This is a genomic window from Corticimicrobacter sp. (assembly GCF_040137905.1).
GTDB lineage: Bacteria > Pseudomonadota > Gammaproteobacteria > Burkholderiales > Burkholderiaceae_B > Corticimicrobacter.
This window is the reverse complement of sequence record NZ_JBEFDG010000088.1, coordinates 44,180-56,124: the sequence shown is the minus strand read 5'-3', so window position 1 is coordinate 56,124 and position 11,945 is coordinate 44,180. Positions and strand designations below refer to the sequence as shown.

Annotated in this window: 11 protein-coding genes and 1 tRNA gene; 6 read left to right on the top strand and 6 right to left on the bottom strand. The window is 61.5% G+C overall.

The genetic code is table 11. The features are described 5' to 3' along the window. Positions 1-68 precede the first annotated feature (68 nt). The 5 genes from ABN482_RS14600 to ABN482_RS14580 all read left to right on the top strand — a co-directional run bounded on the left by ABN482_RS14600 (position 69) and on the right by ABN482_RS14580 (position 6,754). A complete protein-coding gene (locus ABN482_RS14600) occupies positions 69-1,847 on the top strand; it encodes a glutamine--tRNA ligase/YqeY domain fusion protein (RefSeq protein ID WP_349504667.1) in 1,779 nt (592 codons plus the stop codon). Continuing rightward, entirely contained in the window at positions 1,844-2,683 is an 840-nt protein-coding gene (gene minC / locus ABN482_RS14595; protein WP_349504666.1) for a septum site-determining protein MinC, read from the top strand. Before ABN482_RS14600 ends, minC begins: the two co-directional genes overlap by 4 nt. A 115-nt stretch (positions 2,684-2,798) precedes the next feature. Beyond that, entirely contained in the window at positions 2,799-3,614 is an 816-nt protein-coding gene (minD, locus tag ABN482_RS14590) for a septum site-determining protein MinD (RefSeq protein ID WP_349504665.1), read from the top strand. Between the two features lie 4 nt (positions 3,615-3,618). After that, positions 3,619-3,894 carry a cell division topological specificity factor MinE gene (gene minE, locus ABN482_RS14585; protein WP_349504664.1) on the top strand — a complete coding sequence of 92 codons (276 nt, stop codon included), beginning with the start codon at positions 3,619-3,621 and terminating at the stop codon, positions 3,892-3,894. Between the two features lie 4 nt (positions 3,895-3,898). After that, positions 3,899-6,754, top strand: a complete 2,856-nt coding sequence (locus ABN482_RS14580; protein ID WP_349504663.1) for a M16 family metallopeptidase — start codon at positions 3,899-3,901, stop codon at positions 6,752-6,754. 92 nt (positions 6,755-6,846) lie between these two features. On the opposite strand, the gene ABN482_RS14575 is transcribed toward ABN482_RS14580, so the two are convergent. Genes ABN482_RS14575 through ABN482_RS14560 form a run of 4 tightly spaced genes read right to left on the bottom strand, consistent with a single transcriptional unit; the run spans position 6,847 to position 10,345 of the window. Continuing rightward, positions 6,847-6,972, bottom strand: a complete 126-nt coding sequence (locus tag ABN482_RS14575; RefSeq protein ID WP_349504662.1) for a hypothetical protein — start codon at positions 6,970-6,972, stop codon at positions 6,847-6,849. 27 nt (positions 6,973-6,999) lie between these two features. Beyond that, positions 7,000-7,236, bottom strand: a complete 237-nt coding sequence (locus ABN482_RS14570) for a sulfurtransferase TusA family protein (RefSeq protein ID WP_349504661.1) — start codon at positions 7,234-7,236, stop codon at positions 7,000-7,002. Next, on the bottom strand, positions 7,233-9,857 hold the full coding sequence (gene alaS, locus ABN482_RS14565; protein ID WP_349504660.1) for an alanine--tRNA ligase: 2,625 nt from the start codon (positions 9,855-9,857) through the stop codon (positions 7,233-7,235). The genes ABN482_RS14570 and alaS overlap by 4 nt, the downstream gene beginning before the upstream one ends. Before the next feature lie 53 nt (positions 9,858-9,910). Next, complete coding sequence (locus tag ABN482_RS14560; RefSeq protein WP_349504659.1) at positions 9,911-10,345, bottom strand: TrbG/VirB9 family P-type conjugative transfer protein; 435 nt, start codon at positions 10,343-10,345, stop codon at positions 9,911-9,913. A 261-nt stretch (positions 10,346-10,606) separates the two neighbouring features. Here ABN482_RS14560 and yczE point away from each other — a divergent pair, with 261 nt between their 5' ends. Continuing rightward, complete coding sequence (gene yczE / locus ABN482_RS14555) at positions 10,607-11,215, top strand: membrane protein YczE (protein ID WP_349504658.1); 609 nt, start codon at positions 10,607-10,609, stop codon at positions 11,213-11,215. Here the strand turns inward: yczE and ABN482_RS14550 are convergent. After that, entirely contained in the window at positions 11,212-11,553 is a 342-nt protein-coding gene (locus ABN482_RS14550) for a DMT family protein (RefSeq protein WP_109060482.1), read from the bottom strand. The genes yczE and ABN482_RS14550 overlap by 4 nt on opposite strands. Before the next feature lie 137 nt (positions 11,554-11,690). Next, positions 11,691-11,767 (bottom strand) — tRNA-Val (locus ABN482_RS14545). Positions 11,768-11,945: the final 178 nt, after the last annotated feature.

Below are 11,945 nucleotides of genomic sequence, written 5' to 3'. Positions count from 1 at the left end.
AGTGTAGAGCCATACATGGCAAAATTGATACTTTGCGCATCCCTGTTTTCACAAACCCGATTCCGAGCATGACCACCGAGCATCCCGATTCAGCGGCCCCCGTCGCCACCAATTTCCTGCGCCAGATCATCGAAGCCGACCTGGCCGCACAGCGCTTCAGCGGCAAACGCTGGTCTGGCCGTCCCGGCCCTGCCGCCGAACAGGCCAGTGCCCCGCTGGACGGCGCACGCATCCGCACGCGCTTCCCGCCCGAACCCAACGGCTACCTGCACCTTGGCCATGCCAAGAGCATCTGCCTGAACTTCGGACTGGCGCGTGATTACGGCGGTATCTGCCACCTGCGCTTCGACGACACCAATCCTGAAAAAGAAGACCAGGAATACGTCGATTCCATCATCGATGCCGTGCGCTGGCTCGGCTTTGACTGGCATGACAGCCAGAACCGATCCTGCCTGTTCTACGCCAGTGATTATTTCGAATACATGTATCAGTTTGCCGAGGCACTGATCGAGGCAGGCCACGCCTACGTCGATCAGCAAAGCCCCGATGAGATGCGGGCCATGCGTGGCACCCTGACCGAGCCTGGCAAGGACTCTCCCTGGCGCGATCGCCCTGCTGCAGAATCCCTGGCGCAATTCCGCGACATGCGCGCCGGCAAGCATCCCGACGGCAGCATGGCGCTGCGCGCCCGGATCGACATGGCCTCGCCCAATATCAACCTGCGCGATCCGGTTATCTATCGTATTCGCCATGCCCGCCATCATCGCAGCGGCGATGCCTGGCCGATCTACCCGATGTATACCTACGCCCATCCCATCGAGGATGCGCTCGAGGGCATCACGCACAGCATCTGCACGCTGGAATTCGAAGACCAGCGCCCCTTCTACGACTGGCTGATGACTCGTCTGGCCGAACTGGGCTGCCTGGCCGAACCGCTGCCGCACCAGTACGAATTCGCCCGCATGAACCTGAGCTATGTCGTGACCAGCAAGCGCAAGCTGCGCCAGTTGGTCACGGAAAGCCATGTCAGCGGCTGGGATGATCCGCGCATGCCGACGCTGGCCGGACTGCGTCGCCGCGGCTATACACCGACCGCCATCCGGCTGTTCTGCGATCGCCTGGGCGTCAGCAAGTCAGACTCCCGCATCGACTACAGCGTGCTGGAACAGGCACTGCGCGACGACCTTGACCCGACCGCTGCCCGCGCCGTCGCCATTCTCGATCCGATCCGCCTGGTCATCACCAACTACCCCGAAGGGCAGCACGAAACCTGCCACGCACCGCGCAACCCGCATGATCATGATGCCGGTACGCGCGAGTTTCCTTTCGGGCGAACGCTCTGGATCGAGCGCGACGATTTTCGTGAAGAAGCGCCGAAAAAATTCTTCCGCCTCTTCCCCGGCAACATGGTGCGCCTGAAATATGCCTACGTCATCCGCTGCACCGGTTTCACCAAGGACGAACACGGCAACGTCGTCGAAGTCCAGGCCGAATACCTGCCTGATACCCGCAGCGGCACCCCAGGTGCCGACAGCGTGAAAGTCAAGGGTGCCATCACCTGGATCAGCCAGGCGCATGCCCAGCCAGCCGAAATCCGGCTGTACGACCGACTGTTCACCCATCCGCATCCCGACAGCGGCGACCTGGACTTCCTGGCGCACATCAATCCCGATTCGGGCCGGACCGTACAGGGCTGGGTCGAGCCTTCGCTGGACGCGCAGCGGGACAGCCACTGGCAATTCGAACGACTGGGCTATTTTGCTGCAGACAGCCGCGACAGCACACCTGAAAAACTGGTGCTGAACCGCACGACCACGCTCAAGGATTCGTGGGGCAAGCAGGCATGAACGCACCCTCCCGCCCGACACCGGCGCTTGACTTCAAGAGCGCCACGCTCTATGCCCTCAGGCTGGTGCTGCACAGTCACGAGCAGGCGGCGATCGAAGCCGAGCTGACACAGCGCATGGATCATGCCGGCAGTCTGTTCCGCCAGGAGCCGATCGTGATCGATGCCCGGTTGCTGGAGCAGTCGCCAAACTGGCCCTGGCTGCTTGAGTTGCTGCGCCGGCAACAATTGCCGGTCATTGGCGTGCTTGCAGAAGGTACATTGCTCGACGACGCCCAGGCGGCCGGCCTGACAGCCGTCGATACGGCGGCAGAGCGCCCTGCCCGCGCCCCGGTGGCCGAGGAAAATGCTGATCGGGACCAGACTGCCTCCGCCCATGCCGGATCGGTACAGGGCAAGCCGGCAGCGCCCAAGAAGCAGGCTGCAACCAACACCATGCCCGTGCCCGATACAGCCGCATCCGCTACCGGCGAACAGTCGGCAACAGATACGCCTCTTTCTGCTGACACACTGGTCATCAACCGTCCATTGCGTTCGGGCCAGCGCATCTATGCACGCAACGGCGACCTGATCGTCGTCGGCATGGTCAGCCAGGGTGCCGAAGTCATTGCCGACGGCAACATCCATGTCTATGGCCCGTTGCGCGGCAAAGCCATGGCCGGCGCGCGCGGCAACCCCAGCGCACGGATCTTCACGACCTGCCTGGAGCCGGAACTGGTTGCAATCGCCGGTGTCTATCGGGTCGTCGAAAATGCGCTTGAACCAGATGTGCATCAGCGAGCCGCGTTGATCCAGCTCGATGGCGAACACTTGCGCATCACGGCACTGAACACATAATCTTTCAATAAATCAAGGCAAGCAATTCTTATATCCTGGCAATCCCGCATAAAATCATGGGTTGCACACTGTGATGCGGCAATTGCGCCAAAACATCAAAAAGGATTTCTCCGTCATGACACGTATCATTGTGGTGACCTCCGGCAAGGGCGGCGTAGGCAAAACCACCACCAGCGCCAGCTTCTCGGCCGGTCTGGCCATGCGCGGGCACAAGACCGCCGTGATCGACTTCGACGTCGGCCTGCGCAACCTTGATCTCATCATGGGCTGCGAGCGCCGCGTAGTGTACGACTTCGTCAATGTCATTCAGGGCGAAGCCACACTCAACCAGGCCCTGATCCGCGACAAGCAGCTCGAGAACCTCTACATCCTGCCCGCCTCGCAGACTCGCGACAAGGATGCCCTGACCCGCGAAGGCGTCGCCAAGGTGCTCGAAGATCTCAAGGGCATGGGATTCGACTATATCGTCTGCGATTCTCCCGCCGGCATCGAGACCGGTGCCCTGATGGCGGCCTATTTTGCCGATGATGCCCTGGTCGTGACCAATCCCGAAGTATCTTCGGTACGGGACTCCGACCGCATCCTGGGCATTCTCTCATCCAAGTCGCGCCGCGCCGAAAAGAGTGAGGAACCGGTCAAGGAATTCCTGCTGCTCACACGCTACAACCCCAAACGCGTGGCAGATGGCGAAATGCTCTCGATCCAGGACGTCGAAGACATCCTGCGCATCAAGCTGATCGGCGTCACCCCGGAATCCGAGGATGTCCTTCAGGCATCCAACCAGGGCATTCCCGCCATCCATCTCAAGGAGAGCGACGTGGCCCAAGCCTACGACGATATCGTGGCCCGCTATCTGGGCGAGGACCGCCCGTTGCGGTTCACCTCCTACGAAAAACCCGGGCTGATCAAGCGTCTTTTCGGAGGCAAGTAAACCCATGTCTTTCTTTTCCTTCCTGATGGGCCAGAAAAAGCCGACTGCCAGCGTTGCCAAGGAACGCCTGCAGATCATTCTGGCCCACGAGCGCTCGGGCCGGGGTGCCTCGCCCGACTACCTGCCGCAACTCCAGCGTGAGCTGGTCGAGGTCATTTCCAAGTACGTCAAGATCGACCCCAAGGACATCACCGTACAGCTTGACCGCCAGGACACACTCGAGGTTCTGGAAGTCAAGATCGAAATGCCCCAGCCCGACAACGACAACAAAGCGCCCTGACACGATGAGCCGCCAACGCACCAGTCCCCTTTCCCGGATGCATCCCCTCCACTCTTTCCGGTCACTGGCGCTGGCGCTGGCGCTGACTGCTTCGCTGGGTGCCGTGCAGCCCGCTGCCTGGGCTTCCGGTGCCACGCCCGATGCCCAGGCTAGCCATACACCGCAGCAGGCCACCTCGGCGGTATCGGTCACCCCGTTGCCACCTGGTGTGCAGCAGGGCCCATCCATCGAAGGCATCACGGAGTACCGTCTCGGCAACGGCCTGACCGTGCTGCTGGCACCCGATGCCTCCAAACCCACCACCACGGTCAACATGACCTATCTGGTGGGATCCCGCCACGAAGGGCGTGGCGAAACCGGCATGGCCCACCTGCTCGAGCACATGCTGTTCAAGGGTACGGAAACCACCCGCAACGCACTGGGTGAGTTCTCTCGCCGCGGTCTGCAGGCCAACGGATCGACCAGCGTCGACCGCACCAATTATTTCGCCAGTTTTTCCGCCAACCCCGACACGCTGGAGTGGTATCTGGGCTGGCAGGCTGATGCCATGGTGAACTCGCTGATCCTGCGCGAAGACCTCGACTCCGAAATGACGGTCGTGCGCAACGAGATGGAAAGCGGCGAGAACAATCCCTTCCGCGTCCTGATGCAGAAGATGCAGGCCGCCTCGTACCAGTGGCACAACTATGGCAAGAGCACCATCGGCTCCCGCTCCGATGTCGAGAATGTCGACATCGACCAGTTGCGCGCCTTCTACCACCAGTATTACCAGCCCGACAACGCCGTCCTGACGGTCAGCGGCAAATTCGATCCGGTCACCACGCTGGCGGACATCGCCCGCATCTTCGGCAAGCTGTCCCGCCCGGCGCGCACGTTGCCGGCCGAATACACGGTCGAGCCTGTCCAGGACGGCGAACGCATGGTCACGCTGCGTCGCCAGGGTGGCATCCCGCTGGTCGCTGCGCTCTACCATGCGCCTGCCGCCGCACATCCGGACATGTCCTATCTGGACCTGGCAACCCTGATTCTGGCCGACACGCCCTCGGGCCGTCTTTATCAGGCGCTGATTCCCACAGGACAGGCTGCTTCGGTCTTCGGTTTTGCCATGGATCGCAACCAGCCCGGCCAGTTGATGTTCGGTGCCCAGCTCGAACAGGGCCAGGACGTCGAACTGGCCCTGGATACGGTCGTATCCACACTGGAAGACACGCTGACCCAGCGTCCCTTCACACAGGAAGAACTCGACCGCGCCCGCAACCAGTGGATGTCGCAGTGGCAACAGCTCTACAGCGATGCCGAATCGGTTGGCGTCGCCCTCTCCGAAGCCATTGCCGCCGGCGACTGGCGACTGCTGTTCCTGCAGCGCGACCGCATACGCGATGCCACGCTGGAACAGGTACAGCGCGCGGCCGTTGAGTTTCTGGTGCCCAGCAACCGCACCGCCGGGCGCTATATCCCGACGGAGCAGCCGCTGCGAGCACCCTCAACCGAGCCCATCGATCTCGCTGCCACGCTCAAGGACTACCGTGGCGATCCGGATTTCCGTCAAGTCGGCGCATTCGACCCTTCGCCCGCCAACATCGAGGCCCTGACCCAGCGCAGCACGCTGGAGTTGCCCAGCGGTCCGGTCGAACTCGCGCTGCTGCCCAAGGAGGCACGCGGTGAACGGGTCGAAGCCCGCCTGCGCATGCGCTTTGCAGATGCCGCCCAGCTCGACGGGCAGCGCCTGGCATCGAGTGCAACAGCAGAACTGCTGGCAAACGGCACCCGCAACCTGAGCCGCCAGCAGATCCATGACAAGGTCAACGCCTTGCAAGGCGAGCTGTATTTCTCGGGTGGGGGCAATACACTCACCGTCTCGATGTCGACAACCGGAGCCAATCTTCCCGCACTGATGGATATCGCCTTCGATGTGCTGAAGAACCCAATCTTCCCGGCAGACCAGATCGAGGAATACAGGCGCCAGGCCATTGCCTCGATCCAAAGTGCCATGACCGAGCCATCGGCGCTGGCCCAGCAGGCACTGGCACGCTATGACAATCCATGGAAACCGGACGATATACGCTACACGCCCAGCTTCGAACAGATGCTGGCTGCCTACCAGGCACTGGATCGCAAGCAGCTCAAAGTCTTTCATGAACGCTTCTATGGTGCGGGCGACATCAGCTTCAGCGCGGTGGGGGAATTTGATCCGGACAGCGTCAAGCAGGCACTGAGCCAGGGCCTGTCCACCTGGAAGAAAGCCCCGACCTATGTGCGCCTGGATTCACCCTATCGCGACATTCCAGCCAAGACTTTCGACATCGATACGCCGGACAAGGCCAACGCATTCTATCTGGCCATCCAGCCCTTGCAGTTACAGGATACGAACCCCGACTATCCGGCGCTGTACCTGGCCAACTTCCTGCTCGGCACATCGGAAACCTCACGTCTCTGGAATCGGGTACGCGAGCAGGACGGGCTGTCGTACAACGTGCGCAGCCAGTTGACCGTATCGGCATTCGAACCCTCATCCAGCTGGAGTGTCTACGCCATCTTCGCACCCGAAAACCGTGCCAGGCTGGAACAGGCCATCAATGAAGAACTGGCACGCGCGCTCAAGGATGGATTTGGCGACCAGGAAGTGGCCGATGGCATCACCGCCCTGCTCAACTACCGCGCCCTCTCCTACGCCCAGGATGGGGCCCTCGCAGGCCTATGGCTTGGTTATCTTGACCGTGACCGCGACTTCAACTGGGCAGTCAGGCTCGATGAACGCCTGCGCGCACTCAAGGCATCCGAGGTCAATGCAGCGTTGCGCAAATACCTGAAGCCCGCTGACTTCAGCAAGGCCATTGCTGGCGACTTCAAACCCAAGTAAACAACCTTTATCACAAGCTGCGCCAGACGCACAGCCTGCAAACAATACAGCCCCCGCAACCGGACACACGCATCCAGGTTTCGGGGGCTATTTCATTGCAGGATCAGATTCCAGTAAGGCGTAAAACCGGCGCAGCGCATCCGGATCCTGGCAGTACCGCCAATCGTGTGCCGTTCGCTGAACTGGTAGCGCGGCAGGTATTTATCGAGCAGGCTCACGGCGCGTGCACTGCCACGCGCCGGGCGTCAGCGACGCTGCACGTAATGCACACAATGGCCTTCAAGCTGTTCCTGCCCAAGCAGGGCATTGCCGGTCTGGCGACAGAATGCCTCGAAATCGCGTATGGCACCCGGATCATCGGTGCTGACACGCAGCACCTGCCCGCTTTCCATCTGCGCCAATGCCTTCTTGGCACGCAGGATGGGCAGCGGGCATTTCAGCCCGACTGCCTCGACTTCGGCATGGAATACCGGCTCGGTCATTTGGAGAGACGCTCTGCAGCCCAGGCCTGCACGCCCGCCACAGCGGCAGGCAACCCAGCGATATCGGTGCCCCCACCCATGGCCATGTCAGGACGACCGCCCCCCTTGCCGCCAAGCTGGCCGGACACATGCGCCACCAGTTCGCCAGCCTTGACGCCACGCGCCACCAGATCCTGGGTCACGCCTGCGGCAATGCTGATCTTGCCGTCGCTTTCTGCAGCCAGCAGCACCACGGCGGATTGCAGCTTGTCCTTGAGCTGATCGATCATGCCGCGCAGCACCTTGGCATCAGCCTGCCCCAGGCTGGCCGCCAGCACCTTGGCCCCCTGAACATCGACAGCCTGTGCAGCCAGCTCATTGCCGGCATTGGCTGCCAGTTTGCTGCGCAGTTGATCGACTTCCTTCTCGAGAGCGCGCAGATGTTCCTGCGTCTGCTGAATGCGTGCCGGCAGCTCGGCCACCGGCCCCTTGAGTGCCGATGCCGCACGTTCCAGCAGGCTTTCCTGCTGCTGTACCCAGGCCAGCGCGCTTTCGCCGGCGATGGCCTCGATACGACGCACGCCAGCCGCCACCCCGCCTTCGGCCACTACCTTGAAGAGGCCGATATCGCCTGTGCGGCTGACATGGGTACCGCCACACAATTCGCGCGAGAAACCAATGTCAACGACACGCACCACATCACCATACTTTTCGCCGAACAAGGCCATGGCACCGCTGGCAACCGCATCATCGTAGGCCAGCAGACGGGACTCGACAGGCTGGTTCAGCAAAACCTCACGATTGACGATCGCCTCGATAGCGGCAATGTCGGCATCGCTGACAGGCGCATCGTGCGCAAAGTCAAAGCGGGTCTTGTCGGGGTCGACCAGCGAGCCACGCTGCTGGACATGGCCGCCCAGCGTTTCACGCAACGCCTTGTGCAGCAGATGGGTCGCCGAATGGTGCCGCATGATGCGCCAGCGACGTGCCACATCAACATTGCCCTGGAGCGTATCCCCCACGCGGATTGGGCCACGCGCCACATGCCCGTGGTGGCCGAACACCTGAGGCTGGATCTTGTGGGTGTCGGCCACATCGAACTGGGCAGCGTCCGACAGGAATACGCCGGCGTCGCCGACCTGTCCACCGGACTCTGCGTAGAACGGCGTGTTGTCGAGCACGATCACGGCATCCTGTCCGGCCTGCACCTCATCGACCTGCGTTCCGCCAACATACAGCGCCGTAACCTTGCCTTCGGCCTGCAGCGTATCGTAGCCGTGAAACACGGTATCGACACCGGCATACGACAGACCTTCGGCCAGCTTGAACTTGCCTGCGGCACGCGCCTGCTGGCGCTGCTTGTCCATGTTGCGATCAAAGCCATCGAGGTCGACCTCGACCTGGCGTTCGCGACAGATGTCGGCCGTGAGATCGACCGGGAAACCATAGGTATCGTACAGCGTGAACAGCGTACTGCCATCCAGGGGCTCGCCCTTTGGCAACGCCTCAAGGGCGGCATCAAGGATGCGCATGCCGTTCTCGAGTGTTTCGCCAAAGCGTTCTTCTTCCTGGCGCAGGACCTGGGTGACACGCTCTGCCATCGCGGCCAGCTCGGGATAGGCTTCGCCCATTTCTCCGACCAGGTCTGCGACCAGACGGTGGAAGAACGGCCTGGTCTGACCCAGCTTGTAGCCATGGCGCAGTGCGCGGCGGATGATCCGGCGCAGCACATAACCCCGGCCTTCGTTGCCGGGAATGACGCCATCAACGATCAGAAACGAGCAGGCGCGGATATGGTCAGCGATGACCTTGAGCGAATTGTTGCCAAGGTCCTGAACACCGGTCTCGCGGGCAGCCGCCGCAATCAGGCGCTGGAACAGATCGATCTCGTAGTTGGAATGCACACCCTGCAACACGGCCGACACCCGCTCGAGCCCCATGCCGGTATCCACGCAGGGGCGCGGCAGCGGTGTGAGATTGCCGTCGACATCACGGTCGAATTGCATGAACACGAGATTCCAGATCTCGATGTAGCGGTCACCATCCTCATCGGGCGATCCCGGAGGCCCACCGGCCACATCCGGGCCGTGGTCGTAGAAAATTTCAGAACACGGGCCGCAGGGACCGGTATCGGCCATCTGCCAGAAGTTATCGGAGGCATAGCGCGCCCCCTTGTTGTCACCGATGCGAATGATGCGCTCGGCAGGTACGCCCACCTCATTGGCCCAGATGCCCCAGGCTTCGTCATCCTCGTGATAGACCGTGATCCACAGCTTTTCATGGGGCAACCCGTACACCTTGGTCAGCAGTTCCCAGGCAAAGTGAATTGCATCACGCTTGAAATAATCACCGAAACTGAAATTGCCAAGCATCTCGAAAAAAGTGTGGTGCCGCGCGGTATAGCCGACATTTTCGAGGTCATTGTGCTTGCCGCCCGCACGCACGCAGCGCTGCGCCGAGGTCGCGCGCTTGTAGGGGCGGGTCTCGCGTCCGGTGAAGACGTCCTTGAACTGCACCATGCCACTGTTGGTGAACAGCAGCGTTGGGTCATTGCCGGGCACCAGCGATGCCGACGGCACCAGCGTATGCCCCTTGGACTGGAAGAACTGCAGGTATTTCTGACGTATTTCGGACGATTTCATGGAAGACACCAAGCTAACGCGCCTGGGATCGGCGCACATCGGACGATTATAGTTCAGCGAGGCGCAGCCTGTGCCTCGGCCCTGAGCGTGCCACCCCGCAGCACCAGCCGTCGGTGATCACCGGCAATCACGACATAAGGCGGTTGCACGACATGCGGCACCGGACGCTCCCCGGCCTCGTCTGCGACAAAGATCGCCGGCACGGCCATGCCCTCGGGAAACTGCAGCCATACGCTGCCCTGGCCGCTGAATACCTGCAGCGGTGCAACCTCCCGATCGCCGGACAGCGACCAGTCGAAGGCATAGCCCTGCATCTCGCTCCGGGCCTGCCAGGCAAGCGGCACGGCATCGTCATCCAGCCCGGTATCCAGCCAGCCCCCTGCGCAGGCCGACAGCATCATGCACCCCGCCACCACCAACCCGACACGCCCGGCCTGGCGCACCTCGGCCATGACATGGCGAGGGCGTCGATTGGCGCACCTGCGCATGAGCGACTGATTTTCATCCTGCGCCATCCTGACCCATCGCGCTCGGGCGATGTGAAACTGCCTGCTCTTGGTACACTGCATCCGGCCTCCTGATTTCAATACTGAACGAGGCACCATCTTGGCGGCATGGCGGGATTGCGGCAATCGGCAGTTTTGACAGTTCCCACCCCTTGCCTGGCCGTCTGCGCTATGGCAAAGTAGCCCATAGCCTCGCTGGCGGTCATCGCTGCCAAGCCTTCCCTACATTCTCGACCGCTCGCCATGCAACCCGTCGCACATACCCTGCGCAGGGCATTTTCCCTGCTGCTGGGGCTTTTTCTTTTCGGCATCGGCATCAGCCTGATGGTCAAGGCCGCCCTGGGCATTCCCCCCTGGGAAGTCCTGGCGCAGGGGATCGCACTGCGCACCGGCATTCCATTCGGATTGGCCAACAACATCCTCGGGTTGGCCGTGCTGCTGCTCTGGATACCGCTGCGCCAGAAACCCGGCATCGGCACCATTGCCAATGCCCTGCTGGTTGGCCCCAGCGCCCAGCTCGGCCTTTTCCTGCTGCCTGTCCCCGGCACGCTGCCGGTGCAGATCCTGGTCTTTGCCGCCGGCATGATCATCCTGGCCATCGGCACGGCGCTCTATATCGGCGCGCAATATGGTCCCGGTCCGCGCGACGGCCTGATGACCGGCCTGCATGCCCGCACCAGCCGCCCCATCTGGCAGGTTCGGGGCAGCATCGAGCTGGTCGTGATGGGATTCGGTTGGGGCCTGGGCGGCGACGTCGGCTGGGGCACCCTGCTGTTTGCAGCCGGCATCGGCCCCCTGTGTGGCGTCACCCTGCCACTGCTGGCACCACACATGTATCGCAAAAAATCCTAGAACGGCCCCTTGAATACGAAAAATGCACCCGCGCAGATCAACGCAAAGCCGACGAGGTGATTGAGCGTCAATGCTTCTTTCAGGTACAGCACCGAAAAACCGGCAAACACGACCAGCGTGATCACCTCCTGTATCGTCTTCAGCTCGGCCGCTGAATAGACAGCGTGCCCGATACGGTTTGCCGGCACGGCCAGGCAATACTCGACCAGCGCCACGGCCCAACTGATCAGGATGACCTTGACCAGGGGACTGTGGGGAAATTTCAGATGCCCGTACCAGGCGATCGTCATGAACAGATTGGAAAGGCAGAGCAGGAAAATCGGGAAGAATTTTTGCATGGCGCACCTACGCAACAATCGACACGTCACCGCCCGAACAGGCAGCACCTGAAGCAGCATTGAAATTGAAAAAGCCCGCACATTTCAGGAATGTACGGGCTTTTTTGCTTGCACTGATGAATCAGTGCTGGAAATTCTGGTAGGCGATACTGGATTCGAACCAGCGACCTCCACGATGTCAACGTGGCGCTCTAACCAACTGAGCTAACCGCCTAGCGAAGAACAGAATAATACACTGTTTTTTTCGTTCGCGTCAAGTGGCATGGAAAAATTTTCAGGCCCTCCATTTCCGCAGCGACCCTGCGTGAATCCAGCCAAGCCCGTACCCAACCCGCTACCATACACAGGCCCCTTCTGTACGCCTGCCCATGTGCCGTACGTCAACTCGACCC